This is a genomic window from Corallococcus sp. CA041A, assembly GCF_003612075.1.
In the GTDB taxonomy this organism is placed as follows: domain Bacteria; phylum Myxococcota; class Myxococcia; order Myxococcales; family Myxococcaceae; genus Corallococcus; species Corallococcus exiguus.
Window position 1 is genome coordinate 1 of sequence record NZ_RAWF01000020.1, and the last position, 20,298, is coordinate 20,298.

Here is a 20,298-nt window from a genome sequence, read left to right on the forward strand (position 1 = left end):
CACCGGGAGATGCCGCGCATCGAGGATGGGAATCTGAAGGAGGGGTGGATCCACATCGACGCGCGCCATGTGACGGGCAACCACCCCGCCGGGCATGGCGACCTCTACGCGCCGGGGACCACGCGCCAGCAGATCACCAAGGCCGCCGAGGATGTCGTCAAGTACGGGACCCGCCAGTCGCAGCCCGGCAGGCAATTGCAGACCTTCGAGATGAAGACGAAGGTCAACGACCAGAAGGATCTCATCCGTGTCATCGTGGACTCGGCCGACGGCAACCGGGTCATCTCGGCGTTCCCGGTTCGGGGAACGACCAACCATGTTCCCACTCCCACCGGCACCCCGCCGGCCACCCCGTGAGGCCCTGACATGTTCCGACTGGAGTGTGAATGGCTCGACGCACATGACCCCGGCCGGACGGGCTTCGACCTGGGGCACATGACGTTCACGAGCGACGCGGGGACCTGCACCTCCAAGGGCAGGTCTCCGGATCAGGCCATGATGCTCGCCATCTCCTTCACGGGGCTGCTCGACGGACTCAAGTCGCTGGTGACGGGCGGCGCGACAGACCACGTCTTCGACGGTGTTGATTCGTCGTTCAGCCTGCACTTCAAGCGGGCGAGAAAGGGCCGCATCGCCATCCAGTGCGGCACTGCGTCGTTGGGCGAGGTGGAGTCCGACGAGCTCTGCCGTGCCGTCCTGGAGGGAGTGGAGTCCTTCATGGCCCGGCCCGAAAGCGCCCTCCCCCCTGGAGATGCGGCGCGAGGGGACCTGGAGGCAAGCCTGAGGGAGTTCCGAGCGGCCCTCCCGGGGAGGTGAGCCGGCCCCGTGGCGCGCATCAGCAGCTAACATGCCCGCACCCGAACACGCCCATGCTGGAAAGAGGGGCTGCGTGGCATCCGTTGAAGGCATCAACCCGAAGTTGCAGGCCCTGGAGCTCGAGGCTCCCCTGTCAGGCGTGTTGGATGCCCTGGCGGTGCTCCCGCCGACCCAGAAGGCCCGCCGCTTCCGGAGCCGCGTGGGGCACCGGCTGGGCTCGCTGGCGAGGATCGGCGTCTTCCTCCTGCTCCTGTGGGTGGCCGGTACCTTCGACGGCCCCCTGTCCATCGTGGCGGGAGTCCTGGCGTTCGGTCTGGGGGCGGTGCTGTGGTTTCGCAGCCTGCTTCCCAGACGCTTCCACGCGGAGGGCCATCCTGGCGATGCGCTGGACCGCCGGCCGGAGCTGGTCCGCCGGGTGCTCCTGCGCCTCAAAGAGGACCTCGCCCCCCACACGCCCGTGCGCCTGCGGCTTCGTCCCGACCCTCGTCCGGAGGGCCCCGGTTCCAGCTTCTATGACCTGAAGCTCCTTTCGAAGACATCGTCGGATGTGCTGGATCCGTGGCTCACGCTGGAGACGCGGCTGGCGGATGGCGCGCACCTGAAGCTGAGCGCGGTGGAGCGCCGCAGGAACAAGATCAGCGACCGCGGACCCAACGGACCCCGGCGTCGCAAGAAGGCCAAGGAGTACGACACCCTGTTCCTGGACGTCCGGCTGCGCGTGAAGGCGAAGCGGCACCCGGACCTCGCGGCGCTGGCATTGAAGCGGGCCGGGCATGCGGTGCGCCTTCCGCCCGGTGCGAAGCTTCAGCGGCTGCGCATCACCGGGGAGTGACTCCAGCTGCGAATCCGGCTGGAGGAGTCCTGGCTTCCCTTTGTCCCGAAGGACGCGCCGGCTGACACAGCCCCTGCTCCGGATGCGTCCCGCGCGGTGACGATGATGCTGCTGAGCCTCTACCAGATGCTCCACTTCGCCCGGACGACGGAGACCCCCAAGGCCGTCAAGCGCCGCCGCTCCTCCGGTTGACCCTGCCCTCAACGCGGGCCACTCCGCCCTGAGGGTGGACCAGGTGTCACCCCCACGGCCTTCGCTGGCCCACCGGGCCGTGTTGTTCCGGAGGGCCGCCATCCCCACGTTCGGAACCCCGGGTGGGGGGTCGCGAATGATGGTGTTCCTCATGGATGGGCAGTGCGCGACCGCGAGGGTGGTGCGCCACTCGACCGCGGCGCGCAGGCTGCGCCTGGAGGTCCCCGACCTGCGGGGCCATCCTCGACCGGCCTCCGGCGCCACCGGGGATGCCGCTGCTCACGAGAAGACGGGCGGTACGGCGGGTGGCGCGGGGCTGTTCCTACCGGCCCTGGTGGGCGCGACGCCCGCGGGGGGCGCTCGGGTGGTGCGACGAGCGCGGCGGGTCACAAACACAACCTCTTCCCTGGAGACACCTTCATGAAGTTCGACCTTCCCTCCTTTCTCATGGGCTACGGCGCGGGCGCGAGCACCGTGCTGATGACCAAGCATCTGCGGCCGCTCCTCGTGGAGGTGGCCACCTCGGCCTACCACTTCGTCGACCTGGTGCTCGCGCGCGTCGCGATGAAGCACGAGGACGTCGAGGACCTGATGGCGGAGGCGAAAGCGAGGGCTCGCGGAGGCGGCCGCACGCGGCCCACGGACGAGGCCAGGGCCTAGGGAGCGCACATGACGAAGAGCATCCACGTCATCCACACGTCACCGGGACGCACCCGCCTGCGGCTGCCGTGGTTGCGGCGCGACGGGAAGGAGGCTGCGTCGCTGGCGGACGACCTGCTGCGGGTGGAGGGCATCAACGAAGTGCAGGTGCGGCCCTTCACCGGCAGCGTGCTGTGCATGCACGACCCCGAGGAAATGGGCGTCGAGCGCCTGATAGAGGAGGTGTGCCGGAGCACCGGAGTGGACACGGTGGTGCGCCCTGGAGAGGAACTGCCCGACGGGGACGCCCTGCTGCGGTCCCTCGAGAAGGGCAGCGGCGTGGCGCGAGCGGCCACCTTGTTCATCAAGGGACTCAACGTGGAGGTGCTACGCGCCACCGAGGGCCACGTGGACCTGGGCGCGCTGGCGGCGCTGGGCTTCGCGGCGGCGGGCGCGGTGGATATCGCCGTCAAAGGGAAGCTCGACTCCCCTCCGTGGTTCAGTCTGGGCTGGTGGGCCTTCCGCACCTTCGCCACCATGGAGGAGTTGGCCATCCGGAACACCTCGGCCCACGTGCGCCACCACAACGGCGACGCGCCCCCGCCTGGCAAGGTCGCCCACTGATGTCGGTCCGCGGTGGCGGCCTTTTGCAAGGCACCAGACAGCGCGGCGGTTGAACCGGTGAGCCTTTGAGCCCCACGGCCATGTCCCCAACGTCCTGGGGACTGGAGGGGTTCATGACAGACACAGGTAGCAGCGCGAGGTTGAGGAAGAGGTGGTGCGGGCCCCTGCTCGCCCTGCTCCTGGGGACAACACCCCTGCTCGCGGGCGCACAGCAGGAGCAGGCAACCGCCGAGCGCACCGAGTCCGATGCCAGGATCGATCCCCAGGCCCAGCGCATCCTGCGCCAGATGAGCGACTTCCTGGCCGAGCAGCGCGAGTTCTCCGTCCGCACCGAGGGGACGCTCGATGAAGTGCTCGACTCGGGGCAGAAAGTCCAACTGCAGCGCGCGGGCGACGTGCGCCTGCAGCGGCCCAACCGGCTCCGCGTGGACCGCGCTGGAGACCTGGCCAGACTCCACCTCTTCTATGACGGCCAGCGGCTCACGGTTCAAGGCGAGCAGGCCAACGTCTATGCGACGACGCCCGCCCCTTCCACCCTGGATGCCACGTTGGACATGGCTTCGCAGAAGCTCGGGTTGGATGCGCCCGGGGGTGACCTGCTCGTCAGCAATCCCTACACCGCGCTCACCGAGGACGTGCGCTCGGGGAAATACCTCGGCTGCGCCAAGGTGAACGGCGTGCCCGTGCACCACCTGGCGTTCCGCAACCGCGACGGCGTGGACTGGGAACTGTGGGTCGAGGACGGCCCGCGGCCCCTGCCGCTCAAGTACGTCATCACCTCGCGGGACCTGCCGGGAGCACCGCAGTACTCGGTGACCCTGTCCGAGTGGAACCTGTCGCCCAAGCTCACCCCGGACCAGTTCCAGTTCACGCCCCCACGTGATGCCGCGCGCGTGTCGTTCCTCGCACCGGACTCGAAGGGCGGATCGCAGCAAGGAGGCTCGAAATGACGACGCACACGCGCAAGCCCCGCCAGCGGGCGGCGGCGATGTTGCTGGGGCTCTTCTTCCTGGGAGAGGTGCTCCCGGAGGTGGCCCTGGCCCAGAACTACGGCACGTCGCGCCGGGTGGCGCGGCGCACCTCGCGACGCACGGCCACCCGGCAGGACGCCTACTCCGGCAACAACACGGCCGTGGTGGCGGCACCGGTGGGCGCGCAAACCGTCACGTCGCTCCCCGCGGGCTGCGCGGCCTCGACGGTGGGCGGCGTCGCCTACCAGCAGTGCGGCGGCGTCCGCTACCGTCCCTTCTACCAGGGGGACACCCTCGTGTACGTCGCCGAGTAGTCCCTGTCTGGCTATGACAGGAGCTCGACGTAGCCGTCCGTCCCATGCACACGGATCCGCTGCCCGTCCCGGATGAGCCGGGTGGCCTGCTGCACGCCCACGACGGCTGGCAAGCCGTACTCCCGTGCGATCACCGCGCCGTGGGTCATCAGGCCGCCGACCTCCGTCACCAGGCCCTTGATGGACACGAACAAGGGCGTCCAGCTCGGGTCCGTGAAGGAGGTGACCAGGATGTCGCCCGCTTCGAGCCTGGCCTCCGCCATGTCCAGGATGACGCGGGCCCGCCCCTCGATGGTCCCGGCGGAAACCGCAAGGCCAACCAGCGCGCCGGCCGGCAGGTCGTCGCGGCGGTATGCCCCGGCGATGACCTCGCCCTCCGACGTGAGCACCCGGGGCGGTGTGAGTGATTGATACGACCTGAACGCGTCCTTGCGCTGACGGATGAGCAGCTCATCCGCCTGGCTCGTGCGCACGACGTCGTGGAGTTCCTGGAGCGTGAGGTAGAAGATGTCTTCCTTCTCGCGAAGCACCTGGGCCTTCACGAGGCGCTCGGCTTCTTCCAGCAGGGCCTGCTTGTAGACGAGGTATCGGTTGACGATGCCGTACTTCGGATACTCCCGGTACCCCATGAAGGTCCGGACCCGGTCGATCATCCGCTTTGTCTCTTCGGCCTTCCCCTCTCCGTCCGGCAAGGCCCGCAGGCGCTCCAGCACCTCCTGTTCCTTCTTCCAGGCCTGCTGACGTCCCTGCTCGAAGCGCCGCGCGCCGGCCCCCGGCTCGAAGTTCTGGATGTTGCCCAGGAGGATGAGCACGAGCGTGGAGGGCCGTTCGCTCCAGCGCGGCTTCGTGATGTCGATTTCGCCGGCGCAGCGCATGCCGTACTTGTCGAGCCAGGCGCGGATGGCGTCTCGCGCTTCCCGGCCGCCAGCGAGCGTGTCCATCGCGTCCAGGAATCCCTCGTCCTCGACCTGGCGCAGGAAGGCCACCACGTCCGGATGCGGGCGGATCACGTCCGCGACCTCCAGGAGCGCCAGCCCCATCTCCGACGTGACGTTGTTGGGGACGGACTGCGTGAGCGTGTCGGCGGCGTTCTTCTCGCCCAGCCACGCCTGCAGCTGATCGTTGAGCCACCAGGTGGCCTCCATCCCGGCCATGATGACCTGATGGCTTCGCGGCTCGAACAGGAGCCGCTTCAGCTCCTGGATGTCCGTCAGGATGAAGTCGATCAGCGCCGCCCCGGACTTCGTCTGGATGTCGCGCTTCAAGGCGGCGATGGAGGCCTGATTGCGGCCAATCAGTTCGTCGACGATGGCCGGGTCGGTTTCAATCGGGGCGGGTGCGCCGCCAGCAGGAGGCCTGACGGGACTCGCGTCCGGGAGCGGCCGGATGAAGTCGCTGCGTCCGAGGAGGGTCTGCAGCGCATCCCTGATCAGCGGATCGGATTTCCCCAGGCCCTCCACGAGGACCGCGCGGCCCGCTGGCGATGCCAGGAGCTGGGTGACGTCGACGAACAACCTCCCGCCGGCCTCGAACATCGGCCGCAAGGCCGTCAGCTGGAACAGGGAGAGCCCCAGGGGCTTCATGGCGTCGGTCATCATCTGCTGATGACCGACGGAGACGTAGACGTGGTTCTCCGGGTCGCTGGCCACGGGGATGGGGAACAGCGTGGTGATGGGCCGGCTCTGGACGAAGAAGAACGCGTCATCGACCCGGCACCATTCGATGTCCTGGGGGCGGCCGAAGTGCGCTTCGATCCGCCGGCCCAACTGGGCGAGCCGCACGACCTGCTCATCCGTCAGCGCGGGCTGCTGCTGCAGGTCCGGCGCGATCGCTTGTTCCTGAGTCCCGTCTGTCGGCAATGCGTGGATGGCCAGCTGCTTGGTGGCGACCGTCTTTGCGATGACCTCGCCGTCCCGCACCTTGTAGGAGTCCGCGTTCACCAGTCCGGAGACCAGGGCCTCGCCGAGGCCGAAGCTGGCCTCCACCGAGGCGACCTTCCGGTGGGAGGTGATGGGGTCGGCGGTGAACAGGATGCCAGCCGCCTGCGGGAAGACCATCTGTTGCACGACCACCGCCATGCGGACCTTGCGGTGGTCGAAGCCATTCCGCATGCGGTAGATGACAGCCCGCTCGGTGAAGAGCGAGGCCCAGCACCGGCTGACGTGCTGGAGGATCGCCGCCGTCCCCACGATGTTCAGGTACGTGTCCTGCTGGCCCGCGAAGGAAGCCGTGGGCAGGTCCTCCGCCGTCGCGCTCGAACGGACGGCGTAGGCGGCGTGCTCGCCGAGCCGGGCGAGCGCGTGGGTGATCGCCGCCGCCACATCGTCAGGGATGGCGGTCCCTTCGAGGGTCTGGCGGATCTCAGCGCTGAGTGCGCGGATCCGCTCGCGGTCGTCCGGCTTCAGGCGCGACAGCTGCTGGAGCTGCTCGTCGATGGACGGCGCTTCTGCCATGAGGCGCTGGAAGGCGTCCGTCGTCACGCAGAAGCCAGCCGGCACGCGGATGCCGTCGATCCGCGAAAGTTCTCCCAGATGCGCGCCCTTGCCGCCCACGACCGCGACCTGCGTCTGGTCAATCTCCTGGAGACCCAACACGTAGCAGCCCATGCGCTCCCCTCCCTCTCGCGAAAGGGCGGCACTGTACTCCTTGGGTGCCCCCTGGAGGCCCGACCGGCGGCGTGAAACTCTCTGGCGGAGGACACTGAGGTCGCAATCAGGGAGGCAGGAGAGATGGGTTTTGGAAGTCGGTCCGCGCTGGGTTCGGTGTTCATCATGCTCCTGGGCGCGAGCGTTCCGCGGGCGGTCAGCGCCGAGCCCGCGGCACAGGAGCTCAAGCGCTTCAAGGCGAGCGAGACGACCGGGGCGATGTTCGTGCTGCGCGCGACGGGCTGCCACAAGGCGGGCGACACCTGCCAGCTCGAGCTCGAGTTGAGTGACGCTGCTGGCGGGAAGCGAAAGGCGAAGCTGCCCGCCGGCATGGCGTACGGGATTCAAGCCGAGTCCTCCGCGAGCTGGACCTCCGGCGAGGAGGAACAGAACATCACGACCTCCGTCCAACCGGTACGACTGGAGGCCGGGCAGTGGGGACTCCTCGTCACCCAGCAGGGCGGGTTCGAACACGTCCATCGTCACCACCGTCTCTACGTGGTCAAGGACGGCGGGGTGGCGGAAGCCTGGAACGGAGATGAGAACTTCGCGGGTCCGGAAAGCTCGCACGTCGGCCCGTATCCGCTGACGCCGGGCTCACCGGTCGAGGGCTTCTACAGGGAGTATGCGTTTCTCTCCGCCGAGCCCGACGAGTGGAAGCTCGATGCCTACCGCTGGGATGTCGCTGGCCGCAAAGTGGTGAAGGAGCTCCGGAACCGGCCCGCGCGCTACGCGGCCATCATCGGAAGCTTCAAGACGGTCCAGGAAGCCATCGCATCCCGCGACAGCGCACAGCTGGAGCAAGCCTGCGCGAGCGGCTTCCTGGTCCTCGAAAGCACGCCGCACAAGCGCCTGACGCCGGGGCTGTTCGTCGTGACGAGCATCCACTCGGAGAAGAAAGCAGCTGAAGCCGCGCTGAAAAAGGTCGGAGCCTGCAATCCGAAGGTCTCCGGTTACGTCAAAGCGCTCTGAAAAGACTCATCGGAGGCCCTGCCTCACCCAACGCTCCAGGGCACTGCGCGACAAGACCCAATCCCTCTCCCCGGGTTCTTCGTTCGCATTGATGCGTCTTCATACAGTCCAAGCCCACACGCACCGCGACTTCAGGTCAGGGGTGGGAGATGGGCCAACCCACAGGAAGTTTCGAGGTCTCCGAAGAATTGCTTCGCTTGGGCTCTTCGGGGTCTGCGGTAGCAAACCTCCAGAATCATCTCCGGTTGGCTGGGCTCTATAAAAGGCCCATCGATGGTTGCTTTGGGACAGACACAGCCTATGCCGTCAGACAGTTCCAGTTCGACAGGAAGCTGAGCCCGGACGGGATCGTGGGCCCCTCGACCTGGGCGGCCCTGAGCACCCTCTCCACTCCTGCCTCAACAATTGGCAACGCCAACAGCCCCAAGGGCTTTCCGTTCGAGATGGGTATAGGGGTCTACAGTGTCGGCCTGGTGTCCAACAGCGCTGGCGTGAACCTTCGAGCCCAGCCCGATCCGACCGGCACGTTCAAGAAGAAACTCGCTTTCAACACACGCGTTTTCGTAAGCCGTGAGCTTGCGGGCGACTGGTACTTCGTGACGCTCGCGGATGGAAACTCTGGCTTCGTCTACAAGAAATACATCAGCATCAACCCACCCGACCCCGGCTCCGTCTTTTACAAGATCAAGAAGAGCGAAGGCGCGCTGGCAATCGTCAAGCAGCATTACAAGGGGTCCGCCATCCAATGGGGGCAGGACGAGCGCTACTATGCCAATGTCCTTGTCGAGGCGAATCGGGGCCAGGGGCTCCGCGGAATCTACAACCCGACCGAGGACGCGGCCTGGGACAAGACCCAGACGCGTGAAGGCTACCTCATCTGGATTCCGAGCATGGAGTTCGCCAAGAGCCTGCGAGGCAAGGTGGGCTCAGGCTCCATCTCGTATGAACTGTGGCAGGACGTCAAAGCTGTCGCCACGAACGTTGGGAACGCCTACCTGGGGAATCTGGCCTTTTCCGCGGGCCTGATTCACGGCGCGCTCGAATCCGTCTGGGATCTCCTCACAGGGCTCATTGATCTGCTGGAGTTGGTATGGAAGCTCGTCTACAGCTTGCTGAGCGGCGAGGTCCTATCGGACTTGAAGGGCCTGTGGGATCTGGCGGCATCGTTGAACCTGAAGACGCTGACCGAGGCAGGCATCCAGGCTCTCTCCAACCGCTGGAACGATCCAAATCTCCTTCGCCGTGAGCATTTCCGGGGCTGGCTGATCGGGTACGTCATCGTCGAGATCGTGTTGGCGGTTGCTACTGCGGGAGCCGCCATCGTGAAGTGGGCAGGCAAGGCGGGAAAGCTTGGCAAGCTCCTCTCGAAATTCCCCAAGTTCGTGAAGCTCGCGGAGAAGGCGAAAGACCTCACGAAGCCCCTGGTGGCGAGGCCGCGACCCGAGCGGGCCTCGGTTGGATTTGGGTTCCGTTTCACGGCGGAGCGGTCCCGGCCCCTGAGCGGACCCAGGAGCTCAGGCAGGTGTTGCGCCAACTGAGCGCCATCGTCGAGGGTGGCGGCAAGCTGGTCATCCACTGCTCGGCGGGGATTCACCGCACGGGCATGTTCGGCTACGCGCTCTTGCGACAGCTCGGACTGAGCGCCGACGCTGCGCGCGCCAGGCTCGCAGAGTTGCGTCAGGTCACCGCGGAGGGCGTAGGCCCAGACCGCCTGGCCTGGGGGGATGCGATGGTAGAGCCCTGGTCCTGCACTTCTGGGTGAGGCCAGACTCGAGGAGCTGGAGTAGCGCGGAGCCGGCCACATCAGGCTCACAGATGGGGGAAGGCAGCGACGCTGGTGCCGCCCAACAGCACGGGAAGCTTCAGGCTCAGGACGACGGCCCCTTCGAAGCCATACCGGGGCCGTTGGTCCTCCGTGGCGAAAAGCGGGATGCCCAGGCGCAGGCCCAACGAGCCGTAGATGAAGGAGAAGTAGGGCGCGATCTGGAGCCCCGTGGTGGCCACGTGCGTCCGGGACTCCGTTTCGTGCATCACGCCCAGCTCCAGCCCCAGCAACATGAAGTTGCCCTGGATGCCCGCGCTCAGCCGGGTATGTGAATCCTCGATCCGCTGCGCCTGACCGAACACGCCCAGGGCATGGATGTCGTCCGCGATGTTGAGGGACGCCTCCAGCCCCAGCCCCGACCCCCGCGCAGAGCTGCTGAACAGGGGGCCGATCATGAGCCACGTCTCGCCTTTGGGGAACGAGGGATCCGCCCGGGCCACGGACGCGGTGAGGACGCAGAGAAGAATGAGGAGGTGTTTGGACATACGGCACACGGTAGCAACCGCCATGCCCGAGGCCGCGTCCTCCGGGAACCATGCCGTTCCGTGTGCAGCGAGCTGCACGGTGTGCACCGCGATGCCGAGCCGTCAGCCACGCTTCGGTGTGTACCGCCGCGCGGCCTCGTCCTCGGTCCGTCGTATGGACGCAGGTAGGAAGCGGCTTCGTCCGGTGGCAACCAACGTTGCAGGGGGAGCATCTGACCGGCCCCCTGCCCCTTCAGCCACGCAATGGCAACCCGGCGGAGACCGTCTCCAATCGCAAGCGCCCTTCCCGGAACTCCGCCACTGCGTGGCCATCCGGTGCATCCGGAAGGTTGACGTGGAAGGTGCCCCGGTACCAACGCGCCCTCCCCTCGCCCACCGCTGGAGCCGGAAGCCGCTGCCTCAGCTCCTCCGGAAACGCGGACGCGGCGGCGGCGAGGCGGGCCTCCGCTTCGGCGGGCTCGCGTATCGCGAAGTCATCCCATACACAGCCATAGGGCGACCCCATATGCCCTGACACCGTGAGGTCCACATCCAGGGCCTCCGCGAGCAATGACACCAGCGGCGCCTTTCCTGGGCTCACGTGCGTCACGAGCACCCGGACCTCTCCAGGCACCCTCGGCCGCGCCGAGTCCAGCAGCGCAGAGAGGTCGCGAGCCGTCGCGTGAATCTTCCCGCGGCCTCCGTCGATGGGCGCGTCAGCTCCCAGCAGATTGGGAAGCAGGTTCCCCCCGAGTCCGAAGAAACGGAACGGGCCATGCGTCGCTGTTCCCAGCAGCGTCAGGTTGGGGACGTGCTCGCGCCCTGCCAGGAGCGAGGCCACGAATCTGCTGACGCGGCTCGATTCGGACGTGAAGCGCGGAGCGTGAGGAAGCCCTCCAGCTCGCGCAACGCGCCTGTGAGCATGCAGGAGATGGCGGCTATGTGCGTCTGCGGGTGATGGGCCTGCGGATGGTCGCACGCATCCAGGGCGCTCCGGGCCGGGAGCGCACGCTGGCCCGGGCCGCCGCCATCGCGAATCGGCTGGAGGACCCCGAGCTGCGCATCCGCATCGACCGCGCGCGGGAGCGGGGCTAGGGCTTGTAACCCTTGGGCCAGCGGGTCTTCTCGTCGTACTTCGACTCTTTCGCGTTGCCAGGCATCTTCGCGCCGGTCAGGTCCGCGCCCCGGAAGTCCACGAAGTTCATCTTGGCGCCCGAGAAGTCCACGTCTCGCAGGTCCGCGCCATCGAAGCGGTTCCACGTCACATCCGCGCCGTCGAAGCGGGCTCCACGGAGCTTCGCCCCGGAGAAGACAGCCCGGTAGCAGGAGGCCCAGGTGAAGTTCGCTTCGCGCAGGTCCGCGCCCCGGAAGACGGTGTCGGTGAGGTCCGCCTTCGTGAAGTCCACCCCCTGGAGGCGAGCCTCGGTGAAGTCCAACACCTGGAGCCGGTACGCGCCCAGCTTGAGCCCCGCCAGGTCCACGCCCTGCAACGGAACCGGGAACCGCTCCCCCTGGGCGTCCATGTAACGCTTGCGCCACGCATTCCAGCGCGCCTGACCGTCCTTCACCTCGTTCCGCAGCATCGCCAGTGCCTCTGCCGTGGTCGGCAGCAGCAGCTCCATGAAGTGTCTCTCGGAGAGCTCCGCGAACGTCGCGCCTTTGGCCTTCAGCCCCGAGGCGACGCTGGCGGCGGCACCGTTTCCCAGCACCAGGTGGGTGACTTGCGCATCGGGCCTGGCCGCGACCGAGGCGCCCAGTTCCTTCAGCAGACCTTCACGGAACGCGGGCGTCGCCTCCTTGAAGCGGCCCCCGAAGAGGAACCGGGCCCCTTCCAGGCGCTTCTCGAACAGGCCTTCGGGCTTCTGGGCCAGGGCGTTCCTGCCGCTCCTGGGCTTTGGCGCAGCATCCAGGAGGAACGGGGCCCCCTTGTCGCGCGGCCCGTCCTTCAGCGTCTCCACCACCACGCTGCCGTCCGGCCCCACATGGGCCACCGTGTCGCCGAGACGCGCGATGGGCCTCGCCTTCTTCACCAGCGAGGTGGCGCTGGCGTCCTCCGGGACGGGCTCCAGCCAGCGCGCGTTCGCCGGGTCCGTTGCGTCCACGTGGAGCAGCCGCCCCAGTGAATCCGCCACCACGACGCGCGTGTCGCCCGCGAAGAACACCTGCCCCAGGACCGCGTCGGGCCGTTCGAGCTTGCACAGCGTCTCGCCGCTTCGCGGATCCACGAGCAGCAACCAGCTGTCCGCGTCATCGCGGTCGATTTCGATCATGCTCACCGCGATCCATCCGCGGGGGGAGACCGCCAGCCCCTCGACCTGTCCGCCGCCATCCAGCGCGATGTCCCGGATGAGCTCCGGCTTCTTTCCCAGCCGCCACAGGTGCAGGGCGTCGTCCGCGGTGGCCAGCCACGCATCCTCGGGCCCGAAGGCGCAGGCCTGGACCCGTTCCTTGTGCATCAGGTCCGCCTGGAGCAGGGACCGCTTCAGCACCCAGACCTGGGCCCGCTCCTGCGCGGGCGCGGCGATGCGCGTCTCATCCCGGGAGAGGGCGAGTGGCCCCGAGGCGTAGCTGACCAGTTCGAAGGCCTCGGGGGAGCTCTCGCTGAGCGACTTCTCGACGTAGATGGACGAATGGTCGAGCCGCACCAGCGTCCCGGACGACAGGGCCTTCACGTCCGTGGGAGGGAAGTTGGCTTCAACCTCCTTGCGCGCGCCAGAGCCCAGTTCCCACGAGACAAAGGCTTTGTTCGACGCGGCGACGACGGTGTCTGGCGTCAGCGCCAGCCCCAGGATGGGCGACGGCGCGGCCGCACCGGCGATGGGCGCAAGGTCCTCCATGGACCACACGCTGAGGGCGCCCTGGGTGGAGCCGCTGGCGAGCCACCGCCCATCCGGAGACAGGACCGTCACCGGGCCCTGCATGTGGCGAGCGGGCACCTTGAGGGTCGGCCCATCGTCGCCGTCCGGCACGCTCCAGGTCCGCACCTGGCCCTCGTTGCCCAGCGAGTATGCGCGCGTGCCGTCGGCGGAGAAGCCCACCCACCGGCAGCCCGCGGGTCCGCGTCCCTTGCCGAACTCGTGCCGTCCCACGAAGTGCTTCACCGGCTTCAGCGTCGGCAGGTCCCAGAGCTCCACCTTGCCGTTGCCGTGGCCCACGAGCAGGTGCTCACCCGAGGGCGAGAAGGCCAGGGCCAGGACCCTAGTGCTCTTGCGCTTCGCCTGCGCCTTGCCGGTCCGCGCGTCGAACAAGCGGACCACGCCTTTCGACGACCCGGTCGCGAACCACGCGCCGTCCGCGCTGAAGGCGACGGCATACAGGTCTCCCTCCATCTCCTTGAGCTTATGGATGGCGGCGTGGCCCTCCACGTCACGGACGTGGGCCACGTTGTCTTCAATGGTGACGAACCGGGACCGGTCCGCGCTCATGCCGGCCAGGCGGAGGTGCTGCCCGTCCTCCAACGTCCAGACCACCGAGCCCTTCGCGGAGAGGCGGTGGATGATCCCCCACCCTCCCACGAGGACCTCTTTCCCTGGCAGCGCGTGCACCACCTGAAGGTGACCGTCTGCCTTGTGCTGTTTGACCGCGTTCCCGCTCGCCACGTCGAAAGACACCACGTGAGAGTGACCGTCATCCCCCGTGGAGAGGGCGGCCCACAGGTGCTTCGAGTCCGGCGAGAAGTCGATGCCGATGAACTCGCCGGGGACGTTGAAGGGGGCAGCGCCGTAAACGCGTCGAGCGGTCATGAGACAACTGCATACACAACAGGGACCCTCGCGGAAAGTGAACCCATGCTCACACCCGCGGCGTCCCTCGTCTCAGGTCGCGCCCGGCTTCCACGCGGACGCGGAGCGCAGCAGGCCCGCACCGCTCACGATGAGGATTCCGGTGAGGACCAGCACCGCGCCCACCGCGAAGGAGATGTCCGCCTGTTCTTTCAGCACGAGGATGCCCGCGCTGATGCCGAACAGGGGCGTCATGAATGAGAACACCGACAGGTTGGAGGCGAGGTAGTGGCGCAGGAGCCAGAACCACACGAGGTAGGTGGCGAAGCAGACGATGACGCACTGGAAGAACAGGCTCGCCCAGGCCACGGGGACCATCGTGATGGGGCCGGCCTGGCCCGTGAGAAAGGCCACGGGCAGCAGCAGCGCGGCGCCGCCCACCAGCTGATACAGCAGGGTCTGCGTGGGCGGTGCGTCGGACAGCGACGAGACGCGAATCACCACCGTGGTGGCGCCCCAGGACAGGCCCGCGAGCAGTCCCATCGCATCTCCGCGGAGCACGCCCGGGCTGAGTCCGCCTCGCAGCCAGCCGCCGCCAAAGGCCAGCGCGATGCCCGCGAAGGCCACGCCAATTCCCAGCCACTGCGTCCGCTTCAGCCGCTCGGAGGGCACGAACCAGTGCAGGCCCAGCGCGGAGAAGACGGGCGCGGTGTAGAGGAAGACGCCCATGTGCGAGGCGTTCGTGTGTCGCAGCCCCTCCGCCACGAAGAGGAACTCCAGGGAGAAGAGCACGCCCACGAGCATGCCGGCGCGCCACGGCCCGCGGCGCAGCAGCCCCCGCTCGCCCCGCACCCAGCACAGCAGCGCCACGAGCAGCGCGGCCACACCCGAGCGCAGCGCCATCTGCATGAGGTTGGGGACGTAGGGAGCGGCCATCTTGACGGCCACCTGCTGGAAGCCCCAGATGGCGCACAGCACGACCATGGTCGCGAGCGCGAAGCCATCCGCGGGTTTTCGTTGGGAGCTCATGACTTCATCCTGCGGCTGACGGGGCGGATGGATATAGCGAGATTCCGACAACCCATCCCGAGAAGCCGCCATGGCGAAGCAGCTGCAAGTTCCCTTCACCTCAAAGCTTCCACACCCCGTGTATTTCCGGGCGGCGAGCCTGCCCGCGGAGGCGGCCTATCCGCGGCACCGCCATCCCTGGGGTGAGTTCGTCTACGCGTACAGCGGGGTGATGGAGCTCAAGCTGGCGGGCAGCCACTACCTCGCCCCTCCGCAGTACGGCATCTGGCTGCCGCCCGACCTGGAGCACCGGGGCATGAACCGCTTCGAGGCGAGCCACTGTTCGCTCTACCTCGACCCCGCGTGGTGCCGGGGGTTGCCCAGGACAGCATGCGCGATGGCGGTCAGCCCGCTGATGAAGTCCTTGATGGAGCACCTGCGCACCCATGAGCTGGCGCAGCCACGCACCAGCGCCGAGCGCAGGTTGTTCCGGGTGCTCATCGACCAGCTGGCGCTGGCCCCCGCCCATGGCAGCTACCTGCCCATGTCCGATGATCCGCTCCTGCGGCCGGTCCTCACGGCGTTGGAGCAACACCCGGAGGATGAGCGCTCCCTGACGGAATGGGCCAAGGAACTGCACACCACCGAGCGCACGCTGGAGCGCCGCTGCCAGCAGCACCTGGGGTTGTCGTTCAGCGAATGGCGCCAGCGGCTGCGCGTGGTGAAGGCGCTCGCGATGCTGGAGCAGGGACACGCGGTGGAGGCCATCGCGCTGGACCTGGGCTACAGCAGCGCCTCCGCCTTCATCGCGATGTTCCGGCGGATGACGGGCACCACGCCGGACAAGGTCCGCGGCCACGGCTTCGTGGCCGCGTGACGGGCCTCCTCATCGCTCAGGGCGTGTACAGCTCCGCCGTTGACAGATACCCGAGGGAGCCCCCCCATCCTCCCGCGATGAGGACCTGCCCGTCGGGCAGCAGCGTCGCGGACTGGTCCGAGCGCGGTACGACCATGGTTCCGGCAGGGATCCAGGTGCTCGTGGCCGGGTCGTACAATTGCGGAAACCGGCCCCCGACGACGAGCACCCTGCCACCGGGCATCAGCGTCGCGGTGTGGAGGGCGCGACGTTCGAGCATGGGGGCAATGGGGCTCCAGGTGCCCGTGGCCGGGTCGTACAGCTCCGCCGTCGCGAGACTGGAATCAAACTCGTCCACGCCTCCCGTGACGAGCACCCTGCCATCGGGCAGCAACGTCGCCGTTTGGAGGGCGCGGGCTTCAGTCATGGAGCCGGTGTTGCTCCAGGTGCCCGTGGCCGGGTCATACAGCTCCGCCGTCCTGGTGCTGCCAATTGAAGTAGTGAATCCCCCAGCGACGAGCACCCTGCCATCAGGGAGCAGCGTCGCCGTGTGGTTCCGACGCCACTCCGCCATGGAGCCGGTGTAGCTCCACGTGCCCGTGGCCGGGTCGTACAGCTCCGCCGTCGGGGGCGCGCCGGGAACGTCACTGCCTCCCGCGACGAGCACCCTGCCATCAGGGAGCAGCGTCGCCGTCTGGCTGGAGCGAGGTTCGGCCATGGTGCCGGTGGGGCTCCAGGTGCCCGTGGCCGGGTCGTACAGCTCCGCCGTCGCGAGGAAGCCGCTGGAGTTGAGCCCCCCGACGGCGAGCACCCTGCCATCGGGCAGCAATGTCGCCGTGAACTGCCAACGCCCTTCCGCCATGGAGCCTGTGTTTCTCCAGGTCCCCAGGGCCGGGTCGTACAGCTCCGCCGTCGCGAGGTAGTCGACATCCGAGGCGAGCCCTCCCACGACGAGCACCTTGCCGTTGGGCAGCAGCGCTGCCCTTTGGTCGGCGCGAGGCCCCGCCAGGGAGTCCGTCAGGGCCCAACTCCCCGAACAGGCCGGCAGCCCCGTCGCGGTGAAGGTTTGGGTGTCGGTCAGGTTGAACGCATTGGTGACAGTCACGGTGATGGAAGGAGGAGCGCTGGCACAGGAAGGAGCCGTCCAGGTGACGCGGCTGCGGAAGGGGTCACTGAGCGGCAGTTCCAGCCAGCCGGCGGTGGCCTCCCAGGAGAAGGTGAGCGCGGAACCCTCCGGATCGATGGCATTCACCTCGTAGGCGAACTCCTGGCCCGAGGTGGCCGTGTCCGCGGAGCGGTAGGAGCGGATGATGACGGGGGGAAAGTGATTGGCCGGAGGCGTGTCGCGGACGCACAGCGCGACGGTGCCGGTGTTCTGTCCGCCGCGCCCATCCGTGACGGTGACGGTCAGACTGCAGTTGTTGCAGGCACCCGCGGGCAGGGCCGAAGGCGTGAATTGAGCAGAACTGGAGGAGGCCTGCGCCCAGGTCCCGGCACAGGAGGCGCTCCAGGCGTAGGAGAGGCTGTCACCGTCCGGGTCGGAAGCCGAGGCGGAGACAGACGTCGTCTCCCCGACGGCCAGGGACGTGGGGCTGGCACTGAGAGCGGTCACCCCGGGCGAACTGTTGAAGGAGAGGGACAGCTCCGCCTCCCCCTCCCCGTCCGCGGTGACGTTGACCGCCAGCGTGACGCTGGAAGCCAGGCCGCGCGAGTCCGTCACGGTCAGGATCAGGGTTGCAATGCCGGTAAAGGCAGGCGCGGTCCACGAAGTGGCTGCAGCCGAGGTATCGGAGAAAGAACCCGCGGTCGCATTCCAGGCGTAGGAGAGCGTATCGCCCGGATTGGGATCATGCGCGGTGGAGGTCAGAGCGATGGTGCCGCCCACCGCCACGGAGGTTGAGGAAGCCACCAGGGAGTCAATGACGGGCGCCTCATTGTCGAAGGGAGGCGGAGGGTCGAGCTGCTGAAGGGTGATGGCGACCAGGGTGCTCTGGTTCGCGTTGATGGTGACTCCCGTAACGACCCCTTCGAAGCTCAGGTCGCCGGAGAAGTTGAAGGCCTGGGCCACGAAGGTGCGATCAGCGCCTGCGGGGATGTTGCCAATGACTCCTCCCCACACGCCGTGGGTCGAAATCAGCTCCACGGTCACCGGCGGGATGTCCGGGCCGCTCGAGGTGACCAGGACGTAAAGGATGTCTGGGGCGAGCGCCTGGTTGGCGGAGACAGCGAAGCGGACCGAGCCGGTATCCTTCGAGGAATCCGAGCAGCTCGCCAGCAGTGACACTGCGAGCGCGAGCACCAACGGAGTGAATGCCTTCTTCATGCGACCGCCTCCCATTTGCCAATTCCTTGCAGTCAGCTGACTGGCTGACGTGGCGCGGAGTATTGGCAATGGGAGGCGGCGCTGGACATCACCCCGGTAGCGCACGCGCCATCGTTTGTCAGACGAATGCGGACGCCTGCTTGGGTGCCGTCAGGGGACGGCGCTCACGTCCACGTCGACGACGCGGGGCTCCTCGGTGCTCGTCGTGCTGGTGACCGAGGGCATCTTGGCGGCCACCTTGAGCGTCAGCGCCCATCCGCCCGTGGCGAGCTGGGTGGGCACGTACTTCCAGGAGAGGTGCACGGGCCCCGTGGTCTCGCCCTCGGCCTGAAGCGCCGTGCGCGCCCGCTCCTCGATCTGCGCCGTCGTCAGCCGCGTCCGGAGCAGGTGGCCCGAGCGACCCAGGGCCGGCCAGGCGATGAGCGCGCGCTGGAAGCTGCCGTCCGGCCCGTGGGAGACCACCGCGCGGTGGCCCTCCACGCGAATGCCATTGATGGCGCGCATCACGAACGTCTTGTGGCGGTGGAGGGCGGGCACTTCGAGGCCCGCGGGGTCCTCGCTCTGGGTGAACGACTTCACCTGCCGCACCGCCCCAATCTCAGACGTGGGGATGCCCCAGCGCTGCAGGCGGGCCAGGGCGGTGCGCTGCAGGATCGCGGGCTCCTGCGGTGTCTCCGGGCCACTGGCGACCTTGTTCAGCACCAGCACCTGGCCTTCGGACGGGTCGCGCTCCAGCTTCCAGGACTGGGACTCCAGATCCGCGCGGGAGCCCAGCGTGTCCGTCTGGGTGAAGGGCTCGGTCGTCCCCACCAGGGAACCCTGCAACGCGGCGTCACCAAACGCGGTGCTGGGAAGCAGCGCGGTGGGAATTCCTCCGGTGGGCGGCGTGGCGATCGCCGTGGAGTCGAAGATGAAGCCCACGGTCGCACGGGCGGACTGCGTGGTGACGGCGGCGGGATCCATGAAGGCACCGTCGTCGCAGCCAGACACGGCGGCGAGCGGCAGGACGGTCAGGAATCGGATGAGGAGATGGCTTTTCATGGCGGTTCGTTCTTTCTGTTCGAAGTCGAGGGGGGCGGTGATCACTCGGGCAGAATCTGCCCGCCGGAGGGGTCGCAGCCCCCCACGTAGAAGATGGTGGAGGCGACCTTGCGCCCGGTGGGCTTGCGGTCCCGCCAGCCGCCGGCCTCGAACATCGCCACGCGCTGCGCCTTGGTTTCACCGAAGACGATGGACACCGGGCAGTCGTCGTTGTCCGCGACGTTGTCCGAGCCGTCGTCCCAGTCGTAGGCCTCGTCGATCCAGTTCTCGCCCGCGCCATCGCCCCGCGAGTTCGCCACGTAGCGCTTCACGTAGTCCGTCACGAAGTTGCCGCACGACGAGTTGCCGTGAAAGGCATTCCACATGCTGAAGCCGCTCGTGGGCGTCACGAGCGACGTCCGGTACCCGCCCTGCTTCCAGACCTGGTAGTCGCCAGACTGGCAGGCCTTCACGACGGCGATGTTCAGCTTGCCGTTGCCCAAGCTCATGTGGGTGTCCGTGACGGCGGAGCACGCATCCGCGTTGGTCCCCATCACGAGCCAGCTGCGAAGGTTCGCCTCGCTGTGGCCGCCGTGGGTGTGCACGAAGAGGACGTCCGCGTCGTCCACGCCGGCATTGAGCTGGGTGTCCTTCGCGTCGGCCGCGGCCCCCTTCGAGGCATCGGTCCAGAGGTCCGTGCGCGCACTTGAGTTGTTGATCGTGCGGACGTCCGTCCAGAGCCCGGAGCTGATCAGCGTGTTGAAGTAGTTGGCGAACGCCGCCGCCGTCTTCGTATGCACGGAGTGCGAGTCGGCATTGCACTGCCCCGCACCGCCGAAGTTGGCGATGCCGTAGACATGGGTTTCGTTCGCCAGGGCCGCCGCGGGCAGGAGCAGCGCGAGCGCCGCGCCCGTCCACTGGTGGGTCTGCTTCCGGAGTCTCATGGTCCGTCTTTCTCCCCGTCTGGGGTGTCGGTGATGGCCCATCAACGAAATCCGGGCGGAATTTCCCTCACCCCCTTCACGAGAAAGTCGCGTGACTGAACGGAGGACCAGGGGGTGTTAGGGTGGAAGGT

The 20,298-nt window shown here is 67.8% G+C and carries 21 protein-coding genes; 13 read left to right on the forward strand and 8 right to left on the reverse strand.

Annotated features, from left to right (window positions below):
• The 8 genes from D7V77_RS06075 to D7V77_RS06110 form a co-directional block, all read left to right on the forward strand.
• Positions 1–357 (forward strand): hypothetical protein (locus D7V77_RS06075; RefSeq protein ID WP_199733743.1); only part of this gene is annotated, 357 nt, incomplete at its 5' end.
• 9 nt (positions 358–366) lie between these two features.
• On the forward strand, positions 367–816 hold the full coding sequence (locus D7V77_RS06080; RefSeq protein ID WP_120575321.1) for a hypothetical protein: 450 nt from the start codon (positions 367–369) through the stop codon (positions 814–816).
• 73 nt (positions 817–889) lie between these two features.
• Positions 890–1,648 (forward strand): hypothetical protein, encoded by a 759-nt coding sequence (locus tag D7V77_RS06085; RefSeq protein ID WP_120575322.1) that lies wholly within the window; start codon positions 890–892, stop codon positions 1,646–1,648.
• Positions 1,649–1,976: 328 nt separating this feature from the next.
• Entirely contained in the window at positions 1,977–2,264 is a 288-nt protein-coding gene (locus D7V77_RS06090; protein WP_120575323.1) for a hypothetical protein, read from the forward strand.
• Entirely contained in the window at positions 2,261–2,500 is a 240-nt protein-coding gene (locus tag D7V77_RS06095) for a hypothetical protein (RefSeq protein WP_120575324.1), read from the forward strand. Before D7V77_RS06090 ends, D7V77_RS06095 begins: the two co-directional genes overlap by 4 nt.
• A 9-nt stretch (positions 2,501–2,509) precedes the next feature.
• Positions 2,510–3,103 carry an HMA2 domain-containing protein gene (locus tag D7V77_RS06100; protein WP_120575325.1) on the forward strand — a complete coding sequence of 198 codons (594 nt, stop codon included), beginning with the start codon at positions 2,510–2,512 and terminating at the stop codon, positions 3,101–3,103.
• A 113-nt stretch (positions 3,104–3,216) separates the two neighbouring features.
• Complete coding sequence (locus D7V77_RS06105; RefSeq protein ID WP_158624343.1) at positions 3,217–4,053, forward strand: DUF2092 domain-containing protein; 837 nt, start codon at positions 3,217–3,219, stop codon at positions 4,051–4,053.
• A complete protein-coding gene (locus D7V77_RS06110) occupies positions 4,050–4,388 on the forward strand; it encodes a hypothetical protein (RefSeq protein WP_120575327.1) in 339 nt (112 codons plus the stop codon). Before D7V77_RS06105 ends, D7V77_RS06110 begins: the two co-directional genes overlap by 4 nt.
• An 11-nt stretch (positions 4,389–4,399) precedes the next feature.
• On the opposite strand, the gene rph is transcribed toward D7V77_RS06110, so the two are convergent.
• Positions 4,400–6,994, reverse strand: a complete 2,595-nt coding sequence (rph, locus tag D7V77_RS06115) for a rifamycin-inactivating phosphotransferase (protein ID WP_120575328.1) — start codon at positions 6,992–6,994, stop codon at positions 4,400–4,402.
• Positions 6,995–7,150: 156 nt separating this feature from the next.
• Here rph and D7V77_RS06120 point away from each other — a divergent pair, with 156 nt between their 5' ends.
• The 3 genes from D7V77_RS06120 (at position 7,151) to D7V77_RS45925 (ending at position 9,767) form a co-directional block, all read left to right on the forward strand.
• Positions 7,151–8,005, forward strand: coding sequence for a hypothetical protein (locus tag D7V77_RS06120; RefSeq protein WP_120575329.1), 855 nt, complete (start codon positions 7,151–7,153; stop codon positions 8,003–8,005).
• A gap of 149 nt (positions 8,006–8,154) precedes the next feature.
• The gene (locus D7V77_RS06125) at positions 8,155–9,543 is read left to right on the forward strand and encodes a peptidoglycan-binding protein (RefSeq protein WP_120575330.1); all 1,389 of its coding nucleotides are present in this window, start codon (positions 8,155–8,157) and stop codon (positions 9,541–9,543) included.
• On the forward strand, positions 9,528–9,767 hold the full coding sequence (locus D7V77_RS45925; protein ID WP_158624345.1) for a tyrosine-protein phosphatase: 240 nt from the start codon (positions 9,528–9,530) through the stop codon (positions 9,765–9,767). Before D7V77_RS06125 ends, D7V77_RS45925 begins: the two co-directional genes overlap by 16 nt.
• Positions 9,768–9,814: 47 nt before the next feature.
• Here D7V77_RS45925 and D7V77_RS06135 read toward each other — a convergent pair whose 3' ends face one another.
• Positions 9,815–10,225, reverse strand: a complete 411-nt coding sequence (locus D7V77_RS06135; RefSeq protein WP_233596720.1) for a hypothetical protein — start codon at positions 10,223–10,225, stop codon at positions 9,815–9,817.
• 322 nt (positions 10,226–10,547) lie between these two features.
• Positions 10,548–11,135: a hypothetical protein gene (locus D7V77_RS06140; RefSeq protein ID WP_120575332.1), complete on the reverse strand. Its 588-nt coding sequence runs from the start codon at positions 11,133–11,135 to the stop codon at positions 10,548–10,550.
• A 101-nt stretch (positions 11,136–11,236) separates the two neighbouring features.
• On the opposite strand from D7V77_RS06140, the gene D7V77_RS43620 reads away from it, so the two are divergent.
• Positions 11,237–11,389: a hypothetical protein gene (locus D7V77_RS43620; RefSeq protein ID WP_158624346.1), complete on the forward strand. Its 153-nt coding sequence runs from the start codon at positions 11,237–11,239 to the stop codon at positions 11,387–11,389.
• Here the strand turns inward: D7V77_RS43620 and D7V77_RS06145 are convergent.
• Positions 11,386–14,037, reverse strand: coding sequence for a pentapeptide repeat-containing protein (locus tag D7V77_RS06145; RefSeq protein ID WP_120575333.1), 2,652 nt, complete (start codon positions 14,035–14,037; stop codon positions 11,386–11,388). The two genes, D7V77_RS43620 and D7V77_RS06145, sit on opposite strands and share 4 nt — an antisense overlap.
• A gap of 72 nt (positions 14,038–14,109) precedes the next feature.
• Complete coding sequence (locus D7V77_RS06150; protein ID WP_120575334.1) at positions 14,110–15,045, reverse strand: DMT family transporter; 936 nt, start codon at positions 15,043–15,045, stop codon at positions 14,110–14,112.
• Between the two features lie 70 nt (positions 15,046–15,115).
• Between D7V77_RS06150 and D7V77_RS06155 the strand changes: the two genes are divergently transcribed.
• Positions 15,116–15,901 (forward strand): helix-turn-helix transcriptional regulator, encoded by a 786-nt coding sequence (locus tag D7V77_RS06155; RefSeq protein ID WP_120575335.1) that lies wholly within the window; start codon positions 15,116–15,118, stop codon positions 15,899–15,901.
• A gap of 16 nt (positions 15,902–15,917) precedes the next feature.
• Here D7V77_RS06155 and D7V77_RS06160 read toward each other — a convergent pair whose 3' ends face one another.
• The 3 genes from D7V77_RS06160 to D7V77_RS06170 form a co-directional block, all read right to left on the reverse strand.
• The gene (locus tag D7V77_RS06160; RefSeq protein WP_120575368.1) at positions 15,918–18,203 is read right to left on the reverse strand and encodes a kelch repeat-containing protein; all 2,286 of its coding nucleotides are present in this window, start codon (positions 18,201–18,203) and stop codon (positions 15,918–15,920) included.
• Between the two features lie 150 nt (positions 18,204–18,353).
• On the reverse strand, positions 18,354–19,244 hold the full coding sequence (locus tag D7V77_RS06165; RefSeq protein WP_121751492.1) for a hypothetical protein: 891 nt from the start codon (positions 19,242–19,244) through the stop codon (positions 18,354–18,356).
• Between the two features lie 41 nt (positions 19,245–19,285).
• Complete coding sequence (locus D7V77_RS06170; protein WP_120575337.1) at positions 19,286–20,167, reverse strand: hypothetical protein; 882 nt, start codon at positions 20,165–20,167, stop codon at positions 19,286–19,288.
• Positions 20,168–20,298: the final 131 nt, after the last annotated feature.

Excerpts from the sequence above, each read along its gene's own strand:
- D7V77_RS06090 (WP_120575323.1), top strand. The coding sequence starts at position 1,977 with ATGATGGTGTTCCTCATGGATGGGCAGTGCGCGACCGCGAGGGTGGTG.
- D7V77_RS06105 (WP_158624343.1), top strand. The coding sequence starts at position 3,217 with ATGACAGACACAGGTAGCAGCGCGAGGTTGAGGAAGAGGTGGTGCGGG.
- D7V77_RS06165 (WP_121751492.1), bottom strand. The coding sequence starts at position 19,244 with ATGAAAAGCCATCTCCTCATCCGATTCCTGACCGTCCTGCCGCTCGCC.
- D7V77_RS06100 (WP_120575325.1), top strand. The coding sequence starts at position 2,510 with ATGACGAAGAGCATCCACGTCATCCACACGTCACCGGGACGCACCCGC.
- D7V77_RS06125 (WP_120575330.1), top strand. The coding sequence starts at position 8,155 with ATGGGCCAACCCACAGGAAGTTTCGAGGTCTCCGAAGAATTGCTTCGC.
- D7V77_RS06080 (WP_120575321.1), top strand. The coding sequence starts at position 367 with ATGTTCCGACTGGAGTGTGAATGGCTCGACGCACATGACCCCGGCCGG.
- D7V77_RS06145 (WP_120575333.1), bottom strand. The coding sequence starts at position 14,037 with ATGACCGCTCGACGCGTTTACGGCGCTGCCCCCTTCAACGTCCCCGGC.
- D7V77_RS06110 (WP_120575327.1), top strand. The coding sequence starts at position 4,050 with ATGACGACGCACACGCGCAAGCCCCGCCAGCGGGCGGCGGCGATGTTG.
- D7V77_RS06095 (WP_120575324.1), top strand. The coding sequence starts at position 2,261 with ATGAAGTTCGACCTTCCCTCCTTTCTCATGGGCTACGGCGCGGGCGCG.
- D7V77_RS06160 (WP_120575368.1), bottom strand. The coding sequence starts at position 18,203 with ATGAAGAAGGCATTCACTCCGTTGGTGCTCGCGCTCGCAGTGTCACTG.
- D7V77_RS06150 (WP_120575334.1), bottom strand. The coding sequence starts at position 15,045 with ATGAGCTCCCAACGAAAACCCGCGGATGGCTTCGCGCTCGCGACCATG.
- D7V77_RS06135 (WP_233596720.1), bottom strand. The coding sequence starts at position 10,225 with ATGATCGGCCCCCTGTTCAGCAGCTCTGCGCGGGGGTCGGGGCTGGGG.
- rph (WP_120575328.1), bottom strand. The coding sequence starts at position 6,994 with ATGGGCTGCTACGTGTTGGGTCTCCAGGAGATTGACCAGACGCAGGTC.
- D7V77_RS06155 (WP_120575335.1), top strand. The coding sequence starts at position 15,116 with ATGGCGAAGCAGCTGCAAGTTCCCTTCACCTCAAAGCTTCCACACCCC.
- D7V77_RS06170 (WP_120575337.1), bottom strand. The coding sequence starts at position 20,167 with ATGAGACTCCGGAAGCAGACCCACCAGTGGACGGGCGCGGCGCTCGCG.